The sequence below is a fragment of the Actinosynnema sp. NPDC059797 genome (assembly GCF_042732085.1).
Taxonomy (GTDB): domain Bacteria; phylum Actinomycetota; class Actinomycetes; order Mycobacteriales; family Pseudonocardiaceae; genus Actinosynnema.
This window is the reverse complement of the sequence record NZ_JBHWIE010000014.1, coordinates 20,893-46,132: the sequence shown is the minus strand read 5'-3', so window position 1 is coordinate 46,132 and position 25,240 is coordinate 20,893. Positions and strand designations below refer to the sequence as shown.

General features: G+C 73.9%; 24 protein-coding genes. 18 read left to right on the top strand and 6 right to left on the bottom strand.

Annotation, left to right across the window (positions count from 1 at the left end):
* Positions 1-49: 49 nt before the first annotated feature.
* The 5 genes from ACFV4N_RS07035 (at position 50) to ACFV4N_RS07015 (ending at position 5,585) form a co-directional block, all read left to right on the top strand.
* The gene (locus ACFV4N_RS07035; RefSeq protein WP_499671575.1) at positions 50-694 is read left to right on the top strand and encodes an AIM24 family protein; all 645 of its coding nucleotides are present in this window, start codon (positions 50-52) and stop codon (positions 692-694) included.
* 79 nt (positions 695-773) lie between these two features.
* Positions 774-980, top strand: coding sequence for a cold-shock protein (locus tag ACFV4N_RS07030; protein ID WP_033443686.1), 207 nt, complete (start codon positions 774-776; stop codon positions 978-980).
* 120 nt (positions 981-1,100) lie between these two features.
* The gene (locus ACFV4N_RS07025) at positions 1,101-2,345 is read left to right on the top strand and encodes a serine/threonine-protein kinase (protein ID WP_499671574.1); all 1,245 of its coding nucleotides are present in this window, start codon (positions 1,101-1,103) and stop codon (positions 2,343-2,345) included.
* 217 nt (positions 2,346-2,562) lie between these two features.
* The gene (gene groL, locus ACFV4N_RS07020; RefSeq protein WP_499671573.1) at positions 2,563-4,185 is read left to right on the top strand and encodes a chaperonin GroEL; all 1,623 of its coding nucleotides are present in this window, start codon (positions 2,563-2,565) and stop codon (positions 4,183-4,185) included.
* 944 nt (positions 4,186-5,129) lie between these two features.
* Positions 5,130-5,585, top strand: coding sequence for an NUDIX domain-containing protein (locus ACFV4N_RS07015; protein ID WP_499671572.1), 456 nt, complete (start codon positions 5,130-5,132; stop codon positions 5,583-5,585).
* A gap of 319 nt (positions 5,586-5,904) precedes the next feature.
* On the opposite strand, the gene ACFV4N_RS07010 is transcribed toward ACFV4N_RS07015, so the two are convergent.
* Both ACFV4N_RS07010 and ACFV4N_RS07005 read right to left on the bottom strand, forming a co-directional pair.
* Positions 5,905-6,327, bottom strand: coding sequence for a carboxypeptidase regulatory-like domain-containing protein (locus ACFV4N_RS07010; RefSeq protein ID WP_380646577.1), 423 nt, complete (start codon positions 6,325-6,327; stop codon positions 5,905-5,907).
* Positions 6,328-6,386: 59 nt separating this feature from the next.
* Positions 6,387-6,992, bottom strand: a complete 606-nt coding sequence (locus ACFV4N_RS07005; protein ID WP_499671571.1) for an RNA polymerase sigma factor — start codon at positions 6,990-6,992, stop codon at positions 6,387-6,389.
* 307 nt (positions 6,993-7,299) lie between these two features.
* Here ACFV4N_RS07005 and ACFV4N_RS07000 point away from each other — a divergent pair, with 307 nt between their 5' ends.
* The 5 genes from ACFV4N_RS07000 to ACFV4N_RS06980 all read left to right on the top strand — a co-directional run bounded on the left by ACFV4N_RS07000 (position 7,300) and on the right by ACFV4N_RS06980 (position 12,466).
* Positions 7,300-7,953 (top strand): copper homeostasis protein CutC, encoded by a 654-nt coding sequence (locus ACFV4N_RS07000; RefSeq protein WP_499671570.1) that lies wholly within the window; start codon positions 7,300-7,302, stop codon positions 7,951-7,953.
* A gap of 91 nt (positions 7,954-8,044) precedes the next feature.
* The gene (locus ACFV4N_RS06995; protein WP_499671569.1) at positions 8,045-9,322 is read left to right on the top strand and encodes an extracellular solute-binding protein; all 1,278 of its coding nucleotides are present in this window, start codon (positions 8,045-8,047) and stop codon (positions 9,320-9,322) included.
* On the top strand, positions 9,319-10,272 hold the full coding sequence (locus ACFV4N_RS06990; protein ID WP_499671568.1) for a carbohydrate ABC transporter permease: 954 nt from the start codon (positions 9,319-9,321) through the stop codon (positions 10,270-10,272). The genes ACFV4N_RS06995 and ACFV4N_RS06990 overlap by 4 nt, the downstream gene beginning before the upstream one ends.
* A complete protein-coding gene (locus tag ACFV4N_RS06985) occupies positions 10,269-11,114 on the top strand; it encodes a carbohydrate ABC transporter permease (protein ID WP_499671567.1) in 846 nt (281 codons plus the stop codon). Before ACFV4N_RS06990 ends, ACFV4N_RS06985 begins: the two co-directional genes overlap by 4 nt.
* On the top strand, positions 11,111-12,466 hold the full coding sequence (locus ACFV4N_RS06980) for a beta-N-acetylhexosaminidase (RefSeq protein WP_499671566.1): 1,356 nt from the start codon (positions 11,111-11,113) through the stop codon (positions 12,464-12,466). Before ACFV4N_RS06985 ends, ACFV4N_RS06980 begins: the two co-directional genes overlap by 4 nt.
* Positions 12,467-12,478: 12 nt before the next feature.
* On the opposite strand, the gene ACFV4N_RS06975 is transcribed toward ACFV4N_RS06980, so the two are convergent.
* Entirely contained in the window at positions 12,479-12,700 is a 222-nt protein-coding gene (locus tag ACFV4N_RS06975) for a PspC domain-containing protein (RefSeq protein ID WP_380638173.1), read from the bottom strand.
* 106 nt (positions 12,701-12,806) lie between these two features.
* Here ACFV4N_RS06975 and ACFV4N_RS06970 point away from each other — a divergent pair, with 106 nt between their 5' ends.
* From ACFV4N_RS06970 to ACFV4N_RS06935, 8 genes are all read left to right on the top strand, one after another.
* A complete protein-coding gene (locus ACFV4N_RS06970) occupies positions 12,807-13,667 on the top strand; it encodes an AAA family ATPase (RefSeq protein ID WP_499671565.1) in 861 nt (286 codons plus the stop codon).
* A 19-nt stretch (positions 13,668-13,686) separates the two neighbouring features.
* A complete protein-coding gene (locus tag ACFV4N_RS06965; protein ID WP_499671564.1) occupies positions 13,687-14,766 on the top strand; it encodes a vWA domain-containing protein in 1,080 nt (359 codons plus the stop codon).
* Positions 14,759-15,865 carry an XdhC family protein gene (locus ACFV4N_RS06960; protein WP_499671563.1) on the top strand — a complete coding sequence of 369 codons (1,107 nt, stop codon included), beginning with the start codon at positions 14,759-14,761 and terminating at the stop codon, positions 15,863-15,865. The genes ACFV4N_RS06965 and ACFV4N_RS06960 overlap by 8 nt, the downstream gene beginning before the upstream one ends.
* Before the next feature lie 78 nt (positions 15,866-15,943).
* Positions 15,944-16,495, top strand: a complete 552-nt coding sequence (locus ACFV4N_RS06955) for a (2Fe-2S)-binding protein (protein ID WP_499671562.1) — start codon at positions 15,944-15,946, stop codon at positions 16,493-16,495.
* Complete coding sequence (locus tag ACFV4N_RS06950; RefSeq protein WP_499671561.1) at positions 16,492-18,936, top strand: xanthine dehydrogenase family protein molybdopterin-binding subunit; 2,445 nt, start codon at positions 16,492-16,494, stop codon at positions 18,934-18,936. The genes ACFV4N_RS06955 and ACFV4N_RS06950 overlap by 4 nt, the downstream gene beginning before the upstream one ends.
* Entirely contained in the window at positions 18,933-19,835 is a 903-nt protein-coding gene (locus ACFV4N_RS06945; protein WP_499671560.1) for an FAD binding domain-containing protein, read from the top strand. Before ACFV4N_RS06950 ends, ACFV4N_RS06945 begins: the two co-directional genes overlap by 4 nt.
* Entirely contained in the window at positions 19,832-20,452 is a 621-nt protein-coding gene (locus ACFV4N_RS06940; RefSeq protein ID WP_499671559.1) for an SRPBCC family protein, read from the top strand. Before ACFV4N_RS06945 ends, ACFV4N_RS06940 begins: the two co-directional genes overlap by 4 nt.
* Positions 20,453-20,535: 83 nt before the next feature.
* Positions 20,536-21,558, top strand: coding sequence for a CapA family protein (locus ACFV4N_RS06935; protein WP_499671558.1), 1,023 nt, complete (start codon positions 20,536-20,538; stop codon positions 21,556-21,558).
* A gap of 193 nt (positions 21,559-21,751) precedes the next feature.
* Here the strand turns inward: ACFV4N_RS06935 and ACFV4N_RS06930 are convergent, their stop codons facing one another.
* From ACFV4N_RS06930 to ACFV4N_RS06920, 3 genes are all read right to left on the bottom strand, one after another.
* Positions 21,752-22,708, bottom strand: a complete 957-nt coding sequence (locus ACFV4N_RS06930) for an o-succinylbenzoate synthase (RefSeq protein ID WP_499671557.1) — start codon at positions 22,706-22,708, stop codon at positions 21,752-21,754.
* 9 nt (positions 22,709-22,717) lie between these two features.
* Complete coding sequence (locus ACFV4N_RS06925) at positions 22,718-23,359, bottom strand: hypothetical protein (RefSeq protein WP_499671556.1); 642 nt, start codon at positions 23,357-23,359, stop codon at positions 22,718-22,720.
* Between the two features lie 128 nt (positions 23,360-23,487).
* A complete protein-coding gene (locus ACFV4N_RS06920; protein WP_499671555.1) occupies positions 23,488-25,149 on the bottom strand; it encodes a DNA repair helicase XPB in 1,662 nt (553 codons plus the stop codon).
* Between the last annotated feature and the right edge of the window lie 91 nt (positions 25,150-25,240).

Sequence of the window (25,240 nt, the reverse complement as noted above, 5' to 3'; positions counted from 1 at the left end):
CCTCCCGTGGCAGACTGCTCCGAGCGGCTGATCAAGGCAGGGGAGAACGTTGCAGGTCCGCACGCGCCACACCCCGGCAGCGGGGGTGGCCCGACTAGTGCTCGCACCGGGCGAACCGGTGCTCGTCGAGCGTTCCTCGGTGCTCGCCACCAGCTACGGCACGGCGGTCGAGGTCCGCGCCAAGGCCCCCGGCGTCAGCGCCGCCCTGTGCACGGCCGGCCCCGAGGGCGGCTGGGTGGACGTCGCCCCGCCCCTGCCCGGCGACCTGCACGTGCTGGAGCTGGACGGCGCGGCGGGCTGGTGCGTGTCCAGGACCGCCTGGCTCGCCTCCGCCGCCACCGCCCGCCTCGACCCCGCCGCCCCGCCCGTCCGCGCCCTCCACGGCGGCGACAGCGGCGCGTTCGCCTACGCCTACGGCACCGGCCCCGTGGTGCTGTCCTGCTACGGCGCGCTCGACGTGGTCACCCTCGAGGCGGGCGAGCTGGTCACCGTCGACTCCGGGCACGTCGTGGCCTTCGCCGACAGCCTCCAGTGCCGGTTGCGCGCGGTTTCCCCCGACGCGCCCCAATCCGTGCGGAATGGCGAGGGGCTGGTCCTGGACTTCGCCGGACCCGGGCTGGTGCTCACCCGGACCCACAGCCCGCGCTCATTGGCCACTTGGTTGCGGGACAACGGATTCAGTACGCGCGCATGACTCCATAAGGAGGTATCGGCGGACCCCCTCGTGCCTCTAGCGTGGCGGTTTGCTCAGGTATTTCTCGAAGGAGGACGTCTTGGCTGTCGGCACGGTCAAGTGGTTCAACTCGGAGAAGGGGTACGGCTTCATCGCCGCCGACGGCGGGCCAGATGTGTTCGTGCACTACTCGGCGATCCAGATGGAGGGTTTCCGCACGCTGGCCGAGGGAGACCGCGTGGAGTTCGAGATCCAGGCGGGCCGCGACGGCCGCAGCCAGGCGTCGGACGTCCGGAAGGCCCCGTGACACCCGCCCGGCCCGCCCCGCGGCGGGTCGGGCGGTCCACCACCGGGTCCCGGGCGCCCGCCGGGAGGTTTGCCGGGAACCCCGCGCACGTCGCGGCACGCGGACGTTAGGCTGCCTCGCGTGTCGGAAGACCTGACTGGACGGCGGCTCGGGCACTACCGCATCGACGGGGTGCTCGGCCGGGGTGGCATGAGCGTGACCTACAAAGCCACCGACGTGCGGCTCGGGCGCAAGGTGGCGCTCAAGGTCATCGGCGAGCACCTCACCGCCGACGCCGAGTTCCGCGAGCGGTTCGTCGACGAGGCGCGCAACACCTCGGCGATCGACCACGCCAACATCGTCCCGCTCTACGACTTCGACGAGGTCGACGGGCTGCTCTACATCGCGATGCGCCTGGTCGACGGCCAGGACCTCGCCGCGCTGATCAAGGACGGCCCGCTGCCGCCCGCGCGCACCCTCACCCTGCTCGGCCAGGTCGCCGAAGCCCTCGACATGCTGCACGGCAAGGGCCTCGTCCACCTCGACGTCAAACCCGCCAACGTGCTGGTCACCACCAAGGAAGCCTCGCGCGAGCACGTCTACCTCGCCGACTTCGGCCTGACCAGGCGCGGCGCCACCGGCCACCGCACCCGCACCGGCGACTTCCTCGGCTCGCCCACCTACGCCGCGCCCGAGCACCTGCGCGGCGAACCGCTGGACGGCCGCACCGACCAGTACGCGCTGGCGTGCATGCTGTTCGCCTGCCTGTCCGGGCGGCCGCCGTTCCAGGGCGGCGTGCAGGACGTCATCCAGGGCCACCTCGCCTCGGAGACCCCGTCGCTGAGCGCCCTGGTGTCGCTGCCGCCCGCCGTCGACGACGTGCTGCGCCGGGGCACCGCCAAGGACCCGGCCCAGCGGTTCGCCTCCTGCGCGGAGCTGGTCAACGCGGCCCGCGCGGCGCTGTCCGCCGCACCCCAGACCGCCCCGCCCGCCCGGCGACCCGAACACGGCGCCGGCCACGGCCCGGTGCCCGGTCACGGCCCCGGGCCCGGCCCGCAGACCGGCGGTGTCCCCGCCCAGCCCTACCGGCCCCCGTACCAGCAGCAACAGCCGGGCTTCCTCCAGGAACCCGTGCGGCTGCGCCCGCCCGCGCAGGTCGGCAGCAGCGCGTTCAACGACACCGGCAAGGGCCGGCCCGCCTGGCTCGCGCCCGTCCTCGTCGGCGCGGTCGCCATCGCCGCGATCGTCGTCCTCATCCTGATCCTCACCCCCAAGGACGAGCCGCCGAGCGACCCCGTCCAGACCACCAACCAGTCGATCGACGTCGGCGGCACCACTTCCGGGCGAAACCTGCCCACCAGCGTGCCCGTCCGCACGTCTCGCTGACCAGGACTTCTTGCACTCTCCTCCGTCGAGTGCTAAACACGGTGTTGGCACTCGGGCCCACCGAGTGCCAACACGCAGGCTGGGACGGTGAGGCCGGCTCCTCGTGCAGGAGCAGGTCGTCCGTCGCGGGCACCGAGCCTGGCCGAAGCACCGTGTTCCGCTGCGGGCGCGCGTCCGCAGTGGCCCCATTCGTAATCAGGCGGAGGAACACACCGCAATGGCCAAGATGATCGCGTTCGACGAGGATGCCCGCCGCGGTCTCGAGCGTGGCATGAACACCCTCGCCGACGCCGTCAAGGTGACGCTCGGCCCCAAGGGCCGCAACGTCGTGCTCGAGAAGAAGTGGGGCGCGCCGACCATCACCAACGACGGCGTCTCCATCGCCAAGGAGATCGAGCTCGAGGACCCCTGGGAGAAGATCGGGGCCGAGCTCGTCAAGGAAGTGGCGAAGAAGACCGACGACGTCGCCGGTGACGGCACCACGACCGCCACCGTGCTCGCCCAGGCCCTGGTCCGCGAGGGCCTGCGCAACGTGGCCGCGGGCGCCAACCCGCTGGGCCTCAAGCGCGGCATCGAGCAGGCCGTCGAGGCCGTGATCGAGCAGCTGCACAAGACCGCCAAGGAGGTCGAGACCAAGGAGCAGATCGCCGCCACGGCGTCCATCTCCGCGGGCGACTCGACCATCGGCGAGCTGATCGCCGAGGCCATGGACAAGGTCGGCAAGGAAGGCGTCATCACCGTCGAGGAGAGCAACGCGCTCGGGCTCGAGCTGGAGCTCACCGAGGGCATGCGCTTCGACAAGGGCTACATCTCCGGTTACTTCGTGACCGACCCGGAGCGGCAGGAAGCGGTCCTCGAGGACCCGTACATCCTGCTCTACGGCTCCAAGATCTCCACGGTGAAGGACCTGCTCCCGCTGCTGGAGAAGGTCATGCAGTCCGGCAAGCCGCTGCTGATCATCTCCGAGGACGTCGAGGGCGAGGCCCTGGCCACCCTGGTCGTCAACAAGATCCGCGGCACCTTCAAGTCCGTCGCCGTCAAGGCCCCGGGCTTCGGCGACCGCCGCAAGGCCATCCTCCAGGACATCGCCACCCTGACCGGTGGCCAGGTCATCACCGAGGACGTCGGCCTCAAGCTGGAGAACGCCGACCTGTCGCTGCTGGGCAAGGCCCGCAAGGTCGTCGTCACCAAGGACGAGACCACCGTCGTCGAGGGCGCGGGTGACGCCGAGCAGATCCAGGGCCGCGTCAACCAGATCCGCGCCGAGATCGAGAAGTCGGACTCCGACTACGACCGCGAGAAGCTCCAGGAGCGCCTGGCCAAGCTCGCGGGCGGTGTCGCGGTCATCAAGGCCGGCGCCGCCACCGAGGTCGAGCTCAAGGAGCGCAAGCACCGCATCGAGGACGCGGTGCGCAACGCCAAGGCCGCCGTCGAGGAGGGCATCGTCGCCGGTGGTGGCGTGGCCCTGCTCCAGGCCGCCGAGGCCGCGTTCGAGGGCCTGCGCCTGGAGGGCGACGAGGCCACCGGCGCGAACATCGTCAAGGTCGCCGTCGAGGCGCCGCTGAAGCAGATCGCCGTGAACGCCGGCCTCGAGGGCGGCGTCGTGGTGGAGAAGGTCAAGGGCCTGCCCGTGGGCCACGGCCTCAACGCCGCCACCGGTGCCTACGAGGACCTGCTCGCGGCCGGCGTCCCGGACCCGACCAAGGTGACCCGCTCGGCGCTCCAGAACGCCGCGTCGATCGCCGCGCTGTTCCTCACCACCGAGGCCGTTGTCGCGGACAAGCCGGAGAAGGCGGGCAGCGCCCCGGCCGTCCCGGACGCCGGCGGCATGGACTTCTGATCGACCCCGCCTGATCCGACCCCGAACCCCGGCTCTCGACGGGCCGGGCGAGGGGGGATCGGCTCGGTTGGTTGAGGTCGGAAAGGGCCCGGTTCGCCTCGCGCGAACCGGGCCCTTCCTGTTGGGTGGGTGGGGTTGGTCCGGGTTGGGTGCGGTGGTCGTGGGGCGGTCGGACACGATCGGGTGATCATCGCCCGGGGATGTACGGAAACGGCGTTACGGACATCGGTTAGAGAAATCGACGCCCGAACCACCCCGCCATGACCACCACCCACCACCTACCACCCACGCCCTACGACCCACGCCCCCCACGATTGCCGCCACCGCCCGCCGCACACCACCACCGCACACCGCCACCGCACACCGCACTGCACCGCGCCATACGACCAGCCCCCACCCCCTGCCGACCCGGCCATGCACCCAGGCCGCTCCGCCCGGTCCCACCCAGTCGGGACGCGCGTGGCCAGGAGGACGCCCGACCTGGGCCCCGCCAACCCGGCGGGCCAGGACCGGACCTGCGCCTGGCCTGAGCCGGGTTGGCTCAGAGGAGCGGCTGGCTCCGGGGGCTGACTTGGAGAGTGGGCTGGCCCAGAGGGTGTCCCCGGCTCGAGGAGGGTGTGGGCTGGACAGGGACCCGGCTGGCCCTAGGCCCGGGTTGGCCGGGACTGGGCTGGGCCAGGCTGGAACTGGCGCCTGGTCTGAGCTGGCGCTGGGCTTGGGTTGGCTGGCACGGGTGGCTGGCGCTGGGGTGGCGCGAGTTGGCTGGAGCTGGGTGGCCCAGGCTGGGCCGGCTCGGGCATAGGCCGGGTTCTAGGGGTGGACTGGTCGGGGGTGGACTGGTCGGGGGTGGACTGGTCGGAAGGGGGAGGCGTCGTGGGGTGGGGTGTGCCTGTGGATGAGATTGGTGCGTTGAGCGGCGCGTTCCGGTGAGCCATCGGCACCTGGTGGACGTGCACGTGGCGCTTGTTCGCGGCGACGGGCGCGTGCTGCTGAGCCGGCGGCGTGATCGTGATTCCCGGTTCGACGGGAAGTGGCACTTGCCGGCCGGGAAGGTCGAGGGCGGGGAGTCGCTGCTGGACGCGGCCGTGCGGGAAATCGCGGAGGAGGTGGGGGTGGTGGTGCGCGGGGAGGATTTGAGGTTTTTTCACCTCACTCACGCGGTCGCGCCTGGGGTCGAGGCGCGGGTGGGGGTGTTCTTCGCGGTGCGTGAGTGGGGTGGTGAGCCTGCGGTGCTCGAGCCCGAAAAGTGCTCGGCGGTGCGGTGGTTCGCGATCGGTGATCTGCCTCGTGAGCTGCTGGAATACGCCGCGGTTGGGTTGCGGGCTTTGGGGGAGTCGGAGGCGGCGGGGAGGCGAGGGGGCGTGGACGCGGGGGTGTTCAGCGTCCACGGGTGGGAATGATTTTCTGCGCAAACGCCAAGAGCATTCCGGGAAATGTGGCGGCATTCCGGGAGAGGCGCGGGAGAAGTGCGGAAATAGGCGCAGAAAGGCGCGGAGAAGCGCGCGGAAGCGCGTGGAAGGGCACCGAAGGGCGCGGAGAGGGCGCGGAGAGGGCGTCGCGGGGCACATGTCGCGGGGGCACATGCCGCGGGCACGTGAGGCGGATACGTCTTCGGCGCGGTGCGCGGAACGCGCCCTGGGCCGGTGGTCCGGCCGGTGGTGGGGCTGACTGGCTCGACGAACTGGTGGGACGGGGCAGGGCCGACCCCCGGTCAACCGGCTACAACATGATCGTGGGCGTCACGACCGTGCGGCCGGGCTCGCCTCGGGAGTTCACCAGGTGCACGACGATCTGCGTGGTCCCGGCGGGCACGTCGGACAGCACGAACCGGCCGCCGTCGTCGGCCTTGGTGGTGCTCGACTCGTGCTCGGCGACCCTCACCTCGACCGTGTGCTCACCCGCCGGCACGAGCCAGCCGTCTATGCGGTGCCTGGCCCCGGTCGAGGTGAAGTTCACCATCAGGGTCAGGTTGTCCACCGTGAACGTGATGGTGCCGGGACTCCCGCCGCGCACGCCGGCGAACGAGCCGGCCCGTTCCCAGCGGGCCACCTCGACGTCCAGGTTCTCCAGGGCGACCGCGAACTGGATCCGCTCGACGAGCCCCGGCGGGGGCGCGTCCAACTCGTACACCAGGCGGTTCAGTTCAGTGAGGACAGCGGTGTCCTCTTGGCCTCTGCGGTCATCGCGCGGGTCGATGTCGTTCACCGCGATCCTCCTTCCGCGTCGAGATGTGCGCGCAAAGCGGTCAGGCACCGACCCCTGGTCGGGCCGATGCTGCCGCGTGGCATGGACAGTGCTTCGGCTACCGCGCGGTACTCCGCCCGCCCGGCCAGCACGGTGAGTCGCAGGAGTTCCTGGCACCTCTGCGACAGCCGCCCGAACGCCCGCCACAACCGGTGGTCCCGGTCGTCGACCAGGGCGGCGTCCTCGGGCAGCCCGTACTCGCTCTCCAGTTGTTCCGCCAGCTCGTCGTTCAGCGACGCCTCCCGGCGGCTGGGCGTCCAGGTGCGCTGGGCCTCGCGGCGCGTCGTCACGACGAGCCACCCGGCCAGCGCGCGGGGTTCGACCAGGCGGTCGAGGTGCCGCAGCAGCGCGAGCCACACCGTCTGCACCACGTCCTCCGCGGTGCTGCGGTCCAGCCCGTGCCCGCGGGCGATGTGCCACACGAGCGGGGTGAGGTCGGCGATCAGCACGTCCAGCGCCCTCCGGTCGCCGTCGCGCGCGGCGATGACGCAGGCGGCGTGGCGGTCCGTCCCGTCCAAGCCCTCCCAGGGTGGGCGCTCACCGGCCGTGCGGAGTTCTCCCACGTCCTCACCTCCTCTTCGCGTCCCCCGTCCGAAGTCGATCGTCACACACCCCCACCGCCATCACGGCGGCGGCCCGCGATGCCCCCCTCGCACCGCGGACCGCCGTCCCCCCTCCTCGGGCGGCGTCCGATCGGCACCCCTCGAAGCCGATCGACCGCCTCCCCTTCCCCCCAGAGCCCCGGGTCACCGGTAGCGGTGAGGATCCGTCATCAGACAAAGAGTGAGTAGTTCTACGCTGGATACACGAGCGCCGATTAACAGTTGACACCTCTCCTGGCGCGCCCGCCGGCTCGCTATGGTCCAGACCATGCTGGAAGTCATCGCGCTGCACGCCGCCGACGCCGAGGCCGCCCAGGCCGGCGGGGCCGACCGCCTGGAACTGACCGTCGACATGGCCGCGGACGGGCTGACGCCGCCGGTGGGCGTGCTCCGGGACGTCCTCAAGGCCACCGACCTGCCGGTCCGGGTGATGCTGCGGGACGCGCCCGGGTTCGCCCCCGGCGACCTCGACCGGCTGCGGCGCGACGCCGCGGCGCTGCGGGAGGCGGGCGCGTCCGAGTTCGTGCTCGGCTTCCTCGACGACCTGGGGCGGGTCGACGTCGCCGCCTGCGCGGAGGTGCTGCGGGAGCTCGACGGGTGCGCCTGGACGTTCCACCGGGCGCTGGACAACTCCGCCGACCCCGAGGCCGCGTGGGACGTCGTCGCCGGCCTGGGCTGCGACACCGTGCTCGCCGCGGGCGACCGGCGCGGCGTGGCCGACGGGCTCGGCGTCCTGGAACGGCTGGCCGCGCGGCAGGACGGGGTCCGCCTGCTCGTCGGCGGCGGGCTGAAGACCGGGCACGTCGCGCCCCTGAAGGCGGTCGGGGTGACCGCGTTCCACGTCGGCGGCGCGGTGCGCCCCGGGGGCTGGGACGCCCCGCTGTCCGCCGACGCGGTGCGCCTTTGGGCGGATTTGGTCTAGACCGCTTGCCGAATCGGTCATAGCATCCCCGTTGCTTCCCTTGAAATACCCATTGCACAGGACGCAATGCACCTGAGAAGAGGTGGCGAGGATGCGGTTCGCAGTAGCAGCAGCGGCCGTGGGTGCCGCCGTGCTGGCCGGGTGCGCCCCGGTCCAGTCCGGTCCGGCTACCACCGGCTCCGACGAGCAGACCGGTCAGCTCCGGGTCTGGTTGTTCGACGAGGTCAACCGGGGCCCCAAGGAAGCGGTGGTGAAGGAGGCCGTCACCGAGTTCCAGAACGCCCACCAGGGCGTCACGGTCGACGTCCAGTACATCCAGGTCCAGACCCGCGCCGAGCGCTTCAAGGCCGCCTTCAGCGACCCGCAGAGCGCCCCCGACGTGGCCGAGTTCGGCAACACCGACCTCGCCGGGTACGTCGCCGGCGGCGGGTTCGCCGAGATCGACGTGACCAAGTGGGACGAGGGCAAGGACCTCCTGCCCGCCGTGCTCGACACCGGCAAGGTGGACGACAAGGTCTACGGCGTCCCCTGGTACGTCGGCGTGCGCGCGCTCTACTACCGCACCGACGTCTTCCAGGAGCTGAACCTCCAGCCGCCCGCCACGCTCGACGAGATCGCGCCGCTCGCCCGCCGCATCCGCGAGGCGAAGCCCGACCTGCTCGGCATCTCCGCCGGCGGCAAGTACACCTACGGCGCCATGCCGTTCGTGTGGGCCAACGGCGGCGACATCGCCCGGGAGGAGAACGGCGGGTACGTCTCCGCCATCGACAGCGCCGAGTCCAAGGCCGGTCTGCGCCAGTACACCGAGCTGATCGCCGACGACATCTGCCCGCCCGCCCAGTGCGCGGGCAACGGCGGCGACGCCAGCGTGGAGGCCTTCCGCGCGGGCAAGGCCGCGATGGTCATCGGCGGCGACTTCAACCGCAAGTCCGTCGACGCCTCCAGCGCCGCCGGCAAGTACGCCGTGGTGCCGCTGCCCGGCAAGACCCCCGGCTCGATCGCGCCCGCGTTCGCCGGCGGCAACCTGCTCGGCGTGCTCAACGGCTCCCAGCGCAAGACCCTCGCCACCGAGTTCGTCCAGCTCCTCGGCGGCAAGGCCTACCAGCGCAAGATGTTCGACGCCATGGGCAACCTGCCCACCTTCGGCGACGTGCAGAAGGAGGTCGCCGCGGCCAACCCGGCGCTGGAGCCGTTCATCCAGACCCTGGAGGCGGGCACCAGGTTCGTGCCGGTCACCCCGGACTGGGCCAAGGTCGACGCCCAGGCCGTGCTGCCCAACCTGCTCCAGAAGGTGGCCGCGGCGGGCGAGGACCTCGACACCGCGGCCAAGGCGGCGGCCGACGAGATGAACGCCGCGTTCGGTTCATGACGGCCGGCACCGCGACCGCGCGCGAGGCGACCGCCCGGGAGGACCCGTCCCGGGCGGCGCCGCCGCGGAAGAAGCGGGGCGACGGCCGGGTCGCGCTGACCTACCTCGCCCCGGCGCTGCTCATCCTGGTCGGGCTGATGGGCTACCCGATCTACCAGCTCGTGCTCATCTCGCTCTACGACTACGGCCAGGAGCAGGTCAGCGGCGGCGCGCCGCTGGAGTTCCTGGGCCTGGCCAACTACGCGAACCTGCTCGCCGACGACCGGTTCTGGGCCGTGCTCGGGCAGACCGTCGGGTTCGCGGCCGTGTGCGTGACGGGGACCCTGCTGGTCGGCGCCGCCCTCGCGGTGCTGGCCACCAGGGTCCGCGCCTGGGCCCGGACGGTGCTGTTCCTGGCCGCGCTCGGCGCCTGGGCCACCCCCGCTGTCGCCGGGTCCACGATCTGGCTGTTCCTGTTCGACGCGAACCTCGGCTTCGTCAACGAGCTGCTGGGCACCACCGGCTTCTCCTGGACCTACGACCGGTGGGTCGCGTTCGGCCTGGTCGCCGCGCAGGTGATCTGGTGCTCGTTCCCGTTCGTCATGGTCACCCTGTACGCGGGCATCAAGGCCATCCCCGGCGAGGTGCTGGAGGCGGCGGCGCTGGACGGCGCGTCCACGTTCCGGACCGCCACCAACGTCATCCTGCCCCTGCTGCGGCCGCTGCTGATCGTGGTGACCATCCAGTCGATCATCTGGGACTTCAAGGTGTTCACCCAGATCTACATCATGACCAACGGCGGCGGCATCGCCGGGCGCAACCTCGTGCTCAACGTCTTCGCCTACCAGCAGGCGTTCGCCGCCTCCGAGTACGGGCTGGGCGCGGCGATCGGCGTGGTCACGACCGTGATCCTGCTGCTGGTCACCGTCGGCTACCTGCGGGCGCTGCGGCGGAGCGGGGAGGTCCTGTGAAGCGGGGAACGTCCCGGGGGATCGCCGAGACCGTCACCGTCGTGGTGGCCGCGGTCGTCGCGTTCCCGCTGTACTGGATGGTGCTGACCGCGTTCAAACCGGAGGCCGAGGTCATCTCGGCCGACCCGCGGCCGTGGACGCTCGCGCCGACGCTCGACAGCTTCGTGCGGGCGCTGACCGTGCAGAGCTTCGGCCGCTACCTGCTCAACAGCCTCGTGGTGGCCGTCGCGGTGGTGCTGCTGAGCCTGCTGGTGTCGTTCCTGGCGGCCACCGCGCTGACCCGGTTCCGGTTCCGCGGCCGCACCACCATGCTGGTGATGCTGCTGGTGGTGCAGATGGTGCCGGTGGAGGCGCTGACCATCCCGCTGTTCTTCGTGATGCGGTCGGTGCGCGACGTGGCGCCCGTGTTCGGGCTCAACCACCTCGGCTCGCTGGTGCTGGTGCACCTGGCGTTCAGCCTGCCGTTCGCGATCTGGATGCTGCGCGGGTTCGTCGCGGCCGTGCCCGTCGAGCTGGAGGAGGCCGCCACCCTGGACGGGGCGTCCCGCTTCCGGTTCCTGTGGCAGGTGCTGTTCCCGCTGGTGGCACCGGGCCTGGTGGCGACCAGCGTGCTGTCGTTCATCCACGCGTGGAACGACTTCCTCTTCGCCAAGACCTTCATCATCTCCGCCGCGGAGAACCAGACGCTGCCGCTGGCGCTGCAGGTGTTCGTGAAACCCGACCAGAACGACTGGGGGGCGATCATGGCCGGATCGACGCTGATGACGATTCCCGTGCTGCTGTTCTTCATCATCGTGCAGCGGCGGCTCGTCGCGGGCCTGGCCGGGGCGGTGAAGTCGTGATCCTGCTGCCGCGACCCGTCTCGTGGACCGCCGACGGGACGGAGGTCGACTTCCGCGGCGACTTCCGCGTCGAGCGCGTCGCCGGGCCCGCCGAGGGCTACCGGCTGTCCGTGACGCGCGAGCACGGCGTGCGCGTCCAGGCGTCCGACGCGGCGGGCGAGTTCTACGCGCGGCAGGCGTTGCGGCAGCTCAGCGGGCCCGCCGCGTTCCGGGCCGTGCCGCCGGGACCGGTGCGGCTGCCGGTGTGCGAGGTGGTCGACCACCCGCGGTTCGCGTGGCGCGGCGTGATGCTCGACGTGGCCCGGCACTTCCTGCCGAAGCACGACCTGCTGAGGTACGTCGACCTGCTGGCGGTGCACCGGTTGAACGTGCTGCACCTGCACCTGACCGACGACCAGGGGTGGCGGTTCGAGTCGAAGCGCCACCCCCGCCTGCACGAGGTCGGCGGCTGGCGGCCCGACTCGCGGTTCGGCGACCGCAGGTCGGGCGGCACGGCCGGGCGGCCTCACGGCGGCTACTACACGCAGGACGACCTGCGGGAGGTCGTCTCCTACGCGGCCGACCGGCACATCACCGTCGTCCCGGAGGTCGACGTGCCCGGCCACAGCCAGGCCGCCATCGCCGCCTACCCGGAGCTGGGCGTCGCCGGCGGTCCGGTGTGGACGGACTGGGGCGTCAACCCCAACGTGCTCAAGGCCGACGAGGCCACCGTCGAGTTCTACCTGGACGTGTTCGACGAGCTGCTGGAGGTGTTCCCGGGCGAGGTCGTCGGCCTGGGCGGCGACGAGGCCGAGGGCGGTGACGGGCGGTTCGTCCGGCGCGTCGCGCAGCACCTCGTCGAGCGCGGGCGGCGGCCGTTCGGGTGGGACGAGGTGCTGGACACCGGTCCGCTGCCGGCCTCGACGGTCGTCGCGTCGTGGCGCGGCGAGGAGCCCGGCCTGCGGGCCCTGGACCGCGGCCACGACGTGGTGATGTGCCCGGAGGAGCACGTCTACCTGGACTACCGCCAGTCCGACCGCCCCGACGAGCCGATCCCCGTCGGCACCGTCACCACCCTGGCGGACGTGTACCGGTACGAGCCCGCGGCGGCCGACCGGGTGCTCGGCGCGCAGGCGAACCTGTGGACCGAGCACCTCGACTCACCCCGGCGGCTGGACTACGCCGCGTTCCCCCGGCTGAGCGCCTTCGCCGAGGTCGTGTGGAGCCCCCCGGACCGCGACGAGGCGGAGTTCCTGGCCCGGCTGGCCGAGCACCACCTGCCGCGGCTCGACGCGCTCGGCGTCGAGTACCGCCCCCTCGACGGCCCGCGGCCGTGGCAGGCGCTCCCCGGCGTGCCGGGGTTCCCCCGGTGAGCCCGCCCGGGCTCAGTCCTCCTCCGGGACGAGGAACCAGCACGCGAGGTACAGCACCGCGCCCGCGCCGAACCCGAACAGGGTGGCCGCGACCAGCAGGATCCGCAGCAGCGCCGCGTCCACGCCGAGGAGCTTCGCGACGCCGCCGCACACGCCCGCGAGCATCCGGTCCCCCCGGCTGCGGCGGAGCTTCCTGACCTTGTCGGTGGCCTGGTCGATCACGTCGTTCGTCATGGCTCAAGAGTGCTGGACCGGGGCGCCCCGCACATCGGGGACCGACCCTGGTTCGGCCTCGGGGTTCCACCACGGCCTTGCCCGGACCCCCGACCCGCCTACCCTCGTGGTCGTGACGCCCGAAGAGCTGGCCGAGGAGCTGGACCGCGTCGGCTACCTGGCCGACCCGGGCCTCGCGACCGCCGCCTTCCTCGCCCTGCGGATGCACCGCCCCCTGTTCTGCGAGGGCGAGCCGGGCACCGGCAAGACCTCCCTCGCCGTCGCCCTCGCGCGGGCCCTGGACCTGCCGCTGATCCGCCTGCAGTGCCACGAGGGCATCGACGCCTCCCAGGCCCTCTACGACTGGGACTTCCCGCGCCAGCTGCTGCACCTGCGCGCCCTGGAGGCGGCCGGCCCGGTGGACGCCGGAGCCGCCGAGGCGTCCCTCTACACGCGCCGCTTCCTGCTCGCCCGCCCGCTCCTCCAGGCCCTGGAGGAGGCGCCGTGCGTGCTGCTGGTCGACGAGGTCGACCGGGCCGACGACGAGTTCGAGGCGTTCCTGCTGGAGGTGCTGGGCGAGAACGCGGTGACGATCCCCGAGCTGGGCCGCGTCACCGCCGCCACCCCGCCGCTGGTGGTACTGACCTCCAACCGCACGCGCGAGGTCCACGACGCGCTCAAGCGCCGCTGCCTCTACCACTGGCTGGACCACCCCGACCTGGCCCGGGAGGTCGCCATCCTGCGCCGCGGGCTGCCTGGCGTCGACGAGCGCCTGGCCACCCAGGTCGCCGGGGCCGTGCGGCGGCTGCGCGAGCTGGACCTGGTCAAGCCGCCCGGTGTCGCCGAGTCGATCGACTGGGCGGCGGCGCTGCTCGCCCTGGGGCGCACCGAACTGGACGCCGAGACCGCCGCCGCCACGCTCGGCGCGGTGCTGAAGTACCGGGAGGACACCCGGCGCGCCCTTTCGGCCGGTGTCCTCGCCGGCTGACCGCGCGCACAATCGGGCGATGACCGACACCGGCGCGGTGACCGGGCTCGTGGGTTTCGCCCACGCGCTCCGGCACGCCGGCGTGGCGTGCGGCCCGGACCGGGTGCGGGCCTTCGTCGGCGCCCTCGGCCACCTCGACCTCACCGCGGAGCGCGTCTACTGGGCCGGCCGGCTCACGCTGTGCTCCGAACCCGACGACCTGCCCCGCTACGACGCCGCGTTCACCGCCTGGTTCGGCGGCGCCCGAGCCCGGCCGCCGCACGCCCGCACCCGCCGGACCGGCGACCCCGCCGCCCTGGCCGCCGGCGACGGGCGGCACGGGCCCTCGCCCGCCCTGAAGGTCGCCGCCAGCGACGCGGAGGTGCTGCGCCACCGGGACATCGCCGCGCTCGGCCCGGCGGAGAAGCGGCACCTGGGCGAGCTGCTGGACGCCCTGCGGCCCGTCGCGCCCCGGCGCCGGGCCCTGCGCGCCGAACCCGCGCGGAGGGGCGACCTGGACCCGCGCCGCACCCTGCGCGCCCTGCTCGCCACCGGCGAACCGGTCCGGCTCGCGCGCCGCCGCCGCGCCGACCGGCCGCGCCGGGTCGTGCTGCTGGTCGACGTCTCCGGCTCGATGAAGCCCTACGCCGACGCGCTGCTCCGGTTCGCCCACGTCGTCGCCCGCGCGATGCCCGCGGAGGTCTGCACGCTCGGCACCCGGCTCACCCGCGTCACCCGCCAGCTCCGCCACCGCGACCCCGAGCGGGCGCTCGCCGCGGCGGCCCGCGCCGTGCCCGACTTCGAGGGCGGCACCCGGCTCGGCGAGACGCTCCGGGCGTTCCTCGACCGGTGGGGGCAGCGCGGCGTCGCGCGGGGGGCGGTCGTGGTGATCTGCTCGGACGGGTGGGAGCGCGGCGACCCGGCGCTGCTGGCCGAGCAGGCGCGGCGGCTCGCGCGGCTGGCGCACCGGGTCGTCTGGGTCAACCCGCACGCGGGCCACGACGGGTACCTGCCGGTGCAGTCCGGCATCGCCGCCGCCCTGCCCCACGTGGACCGGTTGCTGGCCGGGCACAGCCTCGACACCCTGCGGGAACTGCTGGAGGAGGTTCGACTTGCGTGATGTCCTCGACGAACTGGCCCGTCGCGTCGAACGGGGGGAGACCGTGGGCGTCGGCACCGTCGTGGCCACGTTCAGCTCCGCGCCCCGCCCGCCCGGCGCGGCCATGCTGGTCGGCGCCGACGGCGAGGTGGTCGGCAGCGTGTCCGGCGGCTGCGTCGAGGGCGCGGTCTACGAGCTGGCGGGGCAGGTGGTCGCGGCCGGCCGGCCGGTGCTCCAGCGGTACGGGGTGAGCGACGACGACGCCTTCGCGGTCGGCCTGACCTGCGGCGGGATCATCGACGTCTACGTCGAGCCGGTCGGTCCGGGCACCTTCCCCGAGCTGGCCGGGGTGGTCGCCTCGGTGCGGGCCGGCGAGCCCGTCGCCGTGGCCACGGTCGTCGAGCACCCCGAGTGGGTCGGCCGCCGCCTGGTCGTGTGGCCCGACCGGGTGGCGGGGGACGTGCCGTCCGACCGGGCGCGGGACGCCGTCGCCGACGACGCGCGCGGCCTGCTCGCCGCCGGCCGCAGCGGCACCCTGCGCTACGGGCCGGACGGGCAGCGGCGCGGCGAGGGCCTGGCCGTGTTCGTCAACTCGTTCGAACCGCCGCCCCGGATGCTGGTGTTCGGCGCGATCGACTTCGCCGCCGCCGTGGCGCGGCTCGGCTCGTTCCTCGGCTACCGCGTCACGGTGTGCGACGCGCGGCCGGTGTTCGCGACGCGGACCAGGTTCCCGGGCGCCGACGAGGTGGTCGTGGACTGGCCGCACCGCTACCTCGCCGCGCAGGCAGAGGCCGGGGAGGTCGACGGGCGCACGGTGGTCGCGGTGCTCACCCACGACCCGAAGTTCGACGTGCCGCTGCTGGAGGTCGCGCTGCGGCTCGACCTCGGCTACGTGGGCGCGATGGGCTCCCGCCGCACCCACGACGACCGGCTGCGCCGCCTGCGCGAGGCGGGCGTGGAGGAGGACGCCCTGGCCCGGCTGTCCTCGCCGATCGGCCTGGACCTGGGCGCCCGCACGCCCGAGGAGACGGCCGTCTCGATCGCCGCCGAGATCATCGCCCTGCGCTGGGGCGGCGCCGGCGGGCGCCTGAGCCGGACGGGGGGCGCCATCCACGGTTGAGGCTGGCGGGGTTGTTTGACGCGGCAACCGGTAGCAGGCTCGGTGTGACGCCCATCACCACCACCGTCGGGAGGGTTCATGCGGATCACCGTCACCGTGGACGGGGTGGCCTACAGCGACGAGGTCGAACCCCGCGTGCTGCTGGTCCACCACCTGCGGGAACAACTCGGCAAGACCGGCACCGTCGTCGGCTGCGACACCAGCAGCTGCGGCTCCTGCACCGTCCACCTGGACGGCCGCAGCGTGAAGTCGTGCGCCGTGCTCGCGGTGCAGGCCGACGGCCGGGAGGTGACCACCGTCGAGGGGCTGGCCCGCGACGGCCGGCTCCACCCCGTGCAGCGGGCGTTCCACGACAACCACGCGCTCCAGTGCGGCTTCTGCACCCCCGGCATGATCATGCGGGCCGTCGACCTGCTGGCCGAGGACCCCGACCCCGACGAGCACGCCGTCCGCCGCGGCCTGGGGGGCAACCTCTGCCGCTGCACCGGCTACCAGAACATCGTCCGCGCGGTCCGCGACGCCGCCACCCGGATGAACGCCGCCCGGACCGGCGCCGCCGGCCCGAGCACCGCCGGCCCGAGCACCGCCGACCCGAGCACCGCCGGCACGGGCGCGGGTGGCGCGGCATGACCGCCACCGCGGAACCCGAGATCGGGAAGGCCCGCCGCCGCAAGGAGGACGCCCGGCTGATCACCGGCGCGACCCGGTGGACCGACAACCTCCAATTACCCGGGATGCTGCACCTGGCGGTGCTGCGCAGCCCCGTCGCGCACGCCCGGATCACCTCGGTCGACGTCACCGCCGCCGCCCGGATGCCCGGCGTGCTGGCCGTGCTCACCGGCCGCGACCTGGCCGACGAGCAGGGCAGCCTGCCGTGCGCGTGGCCGATCACCGAGGACATCCTGATCCCGCCCGCGCCGGCGCTGGCCGTGGACGAGGTCAACTTCGCGGGCGAGGCCGTGGCGCTGGTCGTGGCCCGCGGCGCGGCCGAGGCGCAGGACGCGCTGGCCGCGGTCGACGTGGACTACGAGGAGCTGCCGGTCGTGCTCGACGTGGTGGCCGCGGCCGCCGACGGGGCCGACGCCGTGCACGCCGACCTGGGCACGAACGCCTGCGCCACCTGGGTGTTCGACTCCGCCGAGGCGGGCACCGGCGGCGACGTCGACCGGGCGATCGCGGACGCCGAGGTCGTCATCAGGCGCACGTTCCGGCAGCAGCGGCTGATCCCCGCGTTCCTGGAGCCCCGCTCGGTGGTGGTGGACCCGGCGCCGGACTCGTTCACCGTGTGGTCGTCCACGCAGGTGCCGCACGTCCTGCGCTGGATGCTGGCCGCCGTCACCGGCATCCCCGAGCAGCGGCTCCGGGTGATCGCGCCCGACGTCGGCGGCGGCTTCGGCGGCAAGCTCCAGGTCACGCCCGAGGAGGTGCTGACCCTGCTGGTGGCCCGCCGCCTCGGCAAACCGGTGAAGTGGACCGAGACGCGCACCGAGTCGATGCTGTGCGGCCACCACGGCCGCGACCAGGTGCAGCGCCTGACCCTCGCCGCCCGCCGCGACGGCACCGTCACCGGCCTGGAGGTGGACCTGCTCGCCGACATGGGCGCCTACCTGCGCCTGCTCACGCCGGGCGTGCCGATCCTGGGCGCGTTCATGTTCAACGCCATCTACAAGTTCGCCGCCTACCGCTTCACCTGCACGGACGTGTTCACCAACAAGGTGCCGACCGACGCCTACCGCGGCGCGGGCCGGCCCGAGGCCACCTTCGCGGTCGAGCGGCTGATGGACGAGCTGGCCGCCGAGCTGGGCCGGGACCCGCTGGAGCTGCGCGAGCAGAACTGGATCCGGCACGAGGAGTTCCCGTTCACCACGGTCTCCGGCCTGACCTACGACACCGGGAACTACGAGGCCGCCACCGCCCGCGCCCGCGAGCTGTTCGGCTACGACGCGCTGCGCGCCGAGCAGGCCGAGCGGCGCGCGGCGGGCGACCCGGTGCAGCTCGGCATCGGCGTCTCCACCTACACCGAGATGTGCGGGCTCGCCCCGTCCCGCGTGCTCGGCGCGCTGCGGTACGCGGCGGGCGGCTGGGAGCACGCGGCCGTCCGGGTGCTGCCCACCGGCAAGGTCGAGCTGGTCACCGGCACCTCGCCGCACGGCCAGGGCCACGTGACGGCGTGGAGCCAGATCGTGGCCGACCGGCTCGGCGTGGCGTTCGAGGACGTCGAGGTGCTGCACGGCGACACCCGCGTCGCCCACCGCGGCATGGACACCTACGGCTCCCGGTCGCTGGCCGTCGGCGGCGCCGCGGTCGCGCTGGCCGCGGACAAGGTGCTGGCCAAGGCCCGGACCGTGGCCGCGCACCTGCTGGAGGTCGGCGAGGACGACGTCGAGTTCGCCGGCGGCGCGTTCGGCGTGCGCGGCACCTCCACCGCGGTGTCGCTCGGTGACGTGGTGGTCGCCGCGCACGTCGCGCACGACCTGCCCGAGGGCGTGGAACCCGGCCTGGACGCCGAGGCCGCGTTCGACCCGGACGACTTCTCCTACCCGCACGGCACCCACCTGTGCGCGGCCGAGGTCGACACCGAGACCGGCGCGGTGCGGATTCGCTCGTACGTGTGCGTCGACGACGTCGGCAAGGTGGTCAACCCGCTGATCGTGGAGGGCCAGGTGCACGGCGGCGTGGCGCAGGGCATCGCCCAGGCCCTGTTCGAGGAGGCCAGGCACGACGAGAACGGCACGCTCACCACGGCCACCCTCGCCGACTACCCGCTGCCCTCCGCCGCGGACCTGCCGCACTTCACCACCGACCGCACCGAGACCCCGGCGGGGTCCAACCCGCTGGGCGTGAAGGGCGTCGGCGAGGCGGGCGCCATCGCGTCCACCCCGGCCGTGGTCAACGCGGTCGTGGACGCGGTGCGGCACCTGGGCGTGACCGACGTGGAGATGCCGTGCACGCCCATGCGGGTCTGGCGCGCCATCCACCACCACGGGACCGACCTGCCCGCCGCGCCCGGCGCCGGCGGCGGCCTCGGCTCCCCCGGCGGTTCCCCCGGCGCGGACGGGGGCGCCCGGTGATCCCGGCGGCGTTCGACTACGTCGCGCCCACCTCGGTCGAGGAGGCCGTGCGGGCGCTGGCCGGGGGCGGCGAGGACGCCAAGGCCATGGCCGGCGGCCAGAGCCTCGTCCCGCTGCTGCGGATGCGGCTGGCCGCGCCCGCCCTGGTGGTCGACCTGTCCCGGCTGACCGGGCTGGCCGGCGTGCGCGACGACGGCGACTCGCTGCTCGTCGGCGCCATGACGACGCACCGCGACGTGCGGCGGGACCCCCTGGTCGCCGGGCACGCCCGCCTGCTGCGCCTGGCCACCGGCACCGTGGCCGACGCGCAGGTCCGGAACCGGGGCACGTTCGGCGGCTCCCTCGCCCACGCCGACCCGGCGGGCGACCTGTCGGCGCCCGCCCTCGCGCTGGGCGCGGTGATGGTGTGCGAGGGACCCGGCGGCACGCGCGAGGTGCCCGCGGCGGAGTTCTTCGTCGACCACTTCACCACCGCCCTGGCGCCCGACGAGCTGCTGACGCAGGTGCGCGTGCCCAAGCTGACCGGCTGGGGCGCGCACTACGAGAAGTTCACCCGGGTCGCCCAGGCGTGGTCGATCGTGGGCGTCGCCGCGGCCGTCGAGGTCGTGGACGGCGGGGTCGAGCGGGCCGGGGTGGCGCTGACGAACATGGGGCCGACCGCGCTGCGGGCGCACGGCGTGGAGGAGGCGCTGGTCGGGCAGCCCGCCGACGCGGGCGCCATCGCCGCCGCGGCCGAGCGCGCCGCCGAGGGCGCCGACCCGCCGGTGGACGCCGACGCCGACGCCGACTACCGGCGCCACCTGGCCCGCGTGCTGACCCGGCGGGCGCTGGCGGCGGCCGTGGACGCGGCCGTGAACGAGACGGGGGACGCGGTGGGGGACGCGGTGGTGGGGACGTGAAGCTGGAGCACCGGTTCACCGTGCCCGCACCCGTGCCGGCGGTGTGGGAGGCGCTGCTCGACCCGGAGCGGGTCGCGCCGTGCCTGCCCGGAGCCACCCTCACCGGCGTGGACGGGCGGCGGTTCACCGGCACCGTCAAGGTCAGGCTCGGGCCCGTCACCCTGCTCTACCGGGGCGCGGGCGAGTTCACCTCGGTCGACGAGCGCGTGCACGCCGCCGTGCTCAAGGCCACCGGCAAGGACACCAGGGGCAACGGCACCGCGTCCGCCACCGTGTCGGTCGCGCTGACCCCGGGCGCGGCGGGCACCGACGTCTCCGTGGTCACCGACCTGTCCGTCACCGGCCGGCCCGCCCAGCTCGGGCGCGGCCTGATCGGCGAGGTCAGCGGCAAGGTCGTGGCCGAGTTCGCCGAACACCTGGCGACGCGGCTCGCGCCGGCGGAAGCTGAGGAGGTGACTACCCAGGAGAGCCGGCCCCACCTGAGGGCGGTGCCGGACGAGCCCCTCGACCTGATCGACACCGCCGGCGTCCCCGTGCTCAAGCGCGCGCTGCCGGTCGTGCTCGGCGTGGTGGCGCTGGTGCTGCTGGTCCGCGGCCTGCGCGGGCGGCACCGCTGAACGCGCGCGGCAGGCGGCCGGTCCCCGGGCTGGTCGCCTGCGTCGCCGCGCTCTGCGCCGCCGCGGCCTGCACCGGCTCGCCCGTGGTGATCACCACGCCCCGGACGGCGCCGGCCACGACGTCCTCGGCCGCGCCCGAGCCGCCGTCGTTCACGCTGGCCGCGGGCGGGGACGTCCTGATCCACCCGGCGCTGACCGAGCAGGCCGACCGGGACGGCGCCCGGAACTTCGTGCCGCTGCTCGACGGCCTGCGGCAGGCCGTCGACGCCGACGTGTCCATCTGCCACCTGGAGACGCCGCTGTCCGCGCCCGGCGCGCCCACCTACGGCTACCCGGCGTTCAGCGCGCCGCCCGAGGTCGCGACGGCGCTGAAGGACATCGGCTACGACAGCTGCTCCACCGCGTCCAACCACACCCTCGACCGGGGCGCGCCGGCCATCAGGACCACGCTGGACGCCCTGGACGCGGCGGGCCTGGAGCACACCGGGTCGTTCCGCTCGCCGGAGGAGGCCGCGACCCCGCTGCTGCTGGACGTCGGCGGCGTGAAGGTCGGGCACATCGCCTTCACCTACGGCTTCAACGGCATCCCGCTGCCGGAGCCGTGGATGGCGAACCGGCTGACCACGCGGGGCGTGCTGGAGGCGGCGCGGGCGGCCCGCGCCGCGGGCGCGGAGGTGGTGGTGGCGAGCCTGCACTGGGGCGAGGAGTACCGGCACGAGGCCACGCCGCAGCAGCGCGAGATGGCCCGCGAGGTGCTGGCCGACCCGGCCGTGGACCTGATCATCGGCACGCACGTGCACGCCGTGCAACCGATCGAGCAGGTCAACGGCAAGTGGGTGGTCTACGGCATGGGCAACGAGGTGGCGCGCCACTCCGAGCCGCGCGGCATCACCGAGGAGGGCATCGTCACCCGGTTCCGGTTCGTGAAGGGCGCCTCGGGCTGGTCGGTCGCCGAGGCGTCCTACGTGCCGACCCTGGTCGAGTTCGGCCCGCCGATCCGCGTGGTCGACCTGACCCGCGTGCCCGCCACCCCGCGCCGCACCGAAGCCCTGACCCGCACCGACGGCGTGGTCCGAAGCCTGGGCGCCCCCATCACCCACCCCTGACCGCGCGTGTCCTCCACCCGGACACCACGAGTCCTCCACTCCGACACCGCGAGTCGTACGTTCAGGTCGGGCGAGTCGTACGTTCAGGTCGGGCGAGTCGTACCTTCCGGCCGGGCGAGTCGTACGCCCAGAACCCGCGTGTCATGCGTTCAGCTCGCGCGTGTCATGCGTTCAGACCGCGCGTGTCAGGCGTTCAGGACCCGGGAGTTCCGCGTTCGAGCAGGACCCGGACCCGGTCGAGCCGGTCGAGCCAGCGCGACGCCGTCCCCTCGTCGGCGGCGACACCGGCGAACAGGTCGGGCGCCGGCGCCCGCACCGGCACCGGCAGCCGGCCGCCCACCGGGCGCAGCGAGTCGGACGTCACGTCGCCGTCCAGCAGGGACGCCGTCCCCAGCCCGCACGCGAAGTCCAGCTCGGGCAGGGCGCCGGCCAGCGCCAGCCCCGCCGCCAGCCCCACCGACGACTCCACGGCCGACGACACCACGCACGGCAGGCCGCACGCCTCGGCCACCGCCAGCGCCCGCCGCACCCCGCCCAGCGGCGCGACCTTGATCACCGCCACGTCCGCCGCGCCCGCCAGGGCCACGGCCAGCGGGTCCTCGGCCCGCCGGATCGACTCGTCGGCCGCGACCCGCACGTCCACCCGCCTGCGCACGGCCGCCAGCTCCTCGACCGACCGGCACGGCTGCTCGACGTACTCCAGCCCGCCCGCCGCGCGGTCCAGCTCGCGGACGGCGGCGACGGCGGTGTCCACGTCCCACGCCGCGTTCGCGTCCACCCGGACCGCGCCGGCCGGGCCGAGGGCGTCGCGCACGGCCGCCACCCGCTCCAGGTCGTCGCGCAGCGGCGTGCCCGGGTCGGCGACCTTCACCTTGGCGGTCGAGCAGCCGGACGCCGCGACGATCTCGTGCGCGCGCTCGGGCGACACCACCGGGACCGTGCAGTTGACGGGGACCTCCGCGCGGACCGGCGCGGGCCAGCCCTGGTCGGCGGCCTCCAGCGCGCACGCCAGCCACGGCGCGGACTCGGCGTCGGAGTAGTCCTCGAAGGCGCAGAACTCGCCCCACCCGGCGGAGCCCTCCAGCAGCACGCCGTGGCGCACCGCGATGCCCCGGAACCGGTTGCGCATCGGGATCGAGTAGACCAGCACCGGGGGATCCTAGAGCGGGTCGAGGGCGGCGACGCGACGCAGCGCGCTGTCCGACAGCTCCGGGTCGAGTTCCTCGGCGAGCACGCGCAGCGCGTCGGCGAACCGGTCCACGCGCCGGTCCAGCCCGCCCAGCTCCCGGGTCGCCTCGGCCAGCTCGGCGGCCAGGCCGGGGCGGTTCGCGGTCCGGCGCAGGGACTCCCGGGTCGCCTGCGCGTCGCGCAGGGACACCAGGGCGCGCCACAACTGGTGCTCGACGCGCGACACCCGCCTCGGGTCCAGCTCGCGCACGGCGTCGAAGTGCCCGCACATCCGGCTCGCGCGCCGCCGCTGCTCCGGGTCGGTGAACTGGAGTTCGTGCACGACGTCGGCGCCGGGGGCGGCGAGCGCCAGGTCCCGGTCGGTGAGGCGGCCGGGGAAGGCGGCGACCACGCACACGACGACCACCGGCGCGCACGCCAGCCCCGCCGACCACCACGGCGACGGCCCGACCACCGCCAACGCGCACGCCACCAGGGCGGCGGGGAGCAGCAGCGGGCGCACCTGGGCCCTCCGGAACCGCCGGCGGGCGACCCGCGCGGCGGCCGCCCGGTCCGAGCCCGGTCGCCACATCCACCAGCGGGGCGCCGCGGGCGCCGGGGTCAGCCGCGCCACCGGTGCTCCATCGCGATCACGAGTCCTCCACGGTCGACCCGACCCACCGGGTGGAGTCTCCCGGCTCGCGCCCCCCGGCGCACGAGCGGGTCGCCACAGCCCACCGCGGGCCCGCGCGACCCCGACCGCTACCCGACCTCGGGCAGCTTCGGGCCGAGGAGGTCGTCGGCGTCCACGATCCGGTAGGCGTAGCCCTGCTCCGCCAGGAAGCGCTGGCGGTGGGCGGCGTAGTCGGTGTCGAGGGTGTCGCGGGACACCACCGAGTAGAAGTGGGCCTGCCTGCCGTCGCCCTTGGGGCGCAGCAGCCGGCCCAGGCGCTGGGCCTCCTCCTGCCGCGACCCGAACGTGCCCGACACCTGCACGGCCACCGACGCCTCGGGCAGGTCGATGGAGAAGTTCGCCACCTTCGACACCACCAACGTGCTCAGCTCGCCCCGCCGGAAGGCGTCGAACAGGGCCTCGCGCTCCTTGTTCTTCGTCGAACCCTGGATCACCGGCGCGTCCAGCGCCTCGCCCAGGGCCTCCAACTGGTCCAGGTACGCGCCGATCACGAGCGCCGGCTCGCCCGGGTGCTGCGCCAGGACGGCCTTGACCACGGGCAGCTTGGTGCGGGCCGTGGAGCACAGCTTGTAGCGCTCCTCCGGTTCGGCCGTCGCGTACTCCAGGCGCTCGTTGTCGGTGAGGGTGACCCGGACCTCCGTGCACTCGGCGGGCGCGATCCAGCCCTGCGACTCGATGTCGCGCCACGGCACGTCGTAGCGCTTGGGCCCGATGAGCGAGAACACGTCGCCCTCCTGGCCGTCCTCGCGGACCAGCGTCGCGGTGAGGCCGAGGCGGCGGCGGGACTGGAGGTCGGCGGTCATCCGGAACACCGGGGCGGGCAGCAGGTGGACCTCGTCGTAGACGATCAGGCCCCAGTCGCGCGAGTCGAACAGCTCCAGGTGCTTGTACTCGCCCTTCGACCTGCGGGTGATCACCTGGTAGGTGGCGATGGTGACCGGGCGGATCTCCTTGCGCTCGCCCGAGTACTCGCCGATCTCCTCCTCGGTCAACGAGGTGCGCGCGATCAGCTCCCGCTTCCACTGGCGACCGGCCACGGTGTTGGTGACCAGGATCAACGTCGTCGCCCGCGCCTCGGCCATGGCCGCCGCGCCGACCAGGGTCTTGCCCGCCCCGCACGGCAGCACGACCACGCCGGAACCGCCCGCCCAGAACGCCTGCGCGGCCTTGCGCTGGTAGTCGCGCAGCTGCCAGCCGTCCTCCTCCAGCTCGATCGGGTGGGCCTCGCCGTCGACGTACCCGGCCAGGTCCTCGGCGGGCCAGCCGATCTTGAGCAGCAGCTGCTTGAGCCGGCCGCGCTCGCTGGGGTGGACGACCACGGTGTCGTCGTCGATGCGCGCGCCCACCATGGGCTTGACCTTCTTGTGGCGCAGCACCTCCTCCAGCACCGCGCGGTCCAGCGACACCAGCGTCAGGCCGTGCGCCGGGTGGTTGGCCAGCTGGAGGCGGCCGAAGCGGCCCATGGTGTCGACCACGTCCACCAGCAGCGGCTGCGGCACCGGGTAGCGGGAGAAGCGGACCAGGGCGTCGACGACCTGCTCGGCGTCGTGGCCGGCGGCGCGGGCGTTCCACAGGGCCAGCGGCGTGACCCGGTAGGTGTGGACGTGCTCGGGGGCCCGTTCCAGCTCGGCGAACGGCGCGATGGCGGTGCGGGCGTCGTCCGACAGCGGGTGGTCGACCTCCAGCAGGAGGGTCTTGTCCGACTGGACGATCAAGGGGCCGTCGGTCACTGGTGCGCACTCCCGTCGATTTGGGTACCTCCAGTGTGCCCACCACGTGCAAGTCCGGTGCCCGACCGCGTGTGCGCCTGGTCACGACCCT

Excerpts from the sequence above, each read along its gene's own strand:
- groL (WP_499671573.1), top strand. The coding sequence starts at position 2,563 with ATGGCCAAGATGATCGCGTTCGACGAGGATGCCCGCCGCGGTCTCGAG.
- ACFV4N_RS06995 (WP_499671569.1), top strand. The coding sequence starts at position 8,045 with ATGCGGTTCGCAGTAGCAGCAGCGGCCGTGGGTGCCGCCGTGCTGGCC.
- ACFV4N_RS07000 (WP_499671570.1), top strand. The coding sequence starts at position 7,300 with ATGCTGGAAGTCATCGCGCTGCACGCCGCCGACGCCGAGGCCGCCCAG.
- ACFV4N_RS06955 (WP_499671562.1), top strand. The coding sequence starts at position 15,944 with ATGCGGATCACCGTCACCGTGGACGGGGTGGCCTACAGCGACGAGGTC.
- ACFV4N_RS06965 (WP_499671564.1), top strand. The coding sequence starts at position 13,687 with ATGACCGACACCGGCGCGGTGACCGGGCTCGTGGGTTTCGCCCACGCG.
- ACFV4N_RS06950 (WP_499671561.1), top strand. The coding sequence starts at position 16,492 with ATGACCGCCACCGCGGAACCCGAGATCGGGAAGGCCCGCCGCCGCAAG.
- ACFV4N_RS06990 (WP_499671568.1), top strand. The coding sequence starts at position 9,319 with ATGACGGCCGGCACCGCGACCGCGCGCGAGGCGACCGCCCGGGAGGAC.
- ACFV4N_RS06975 (WP_380638173.1), bottom strand. The coding sequence starts at position 12,700 with ATGACGAACGACGTGATCGACCAGGCCACCGACAAGGTCAGGAAGCTC.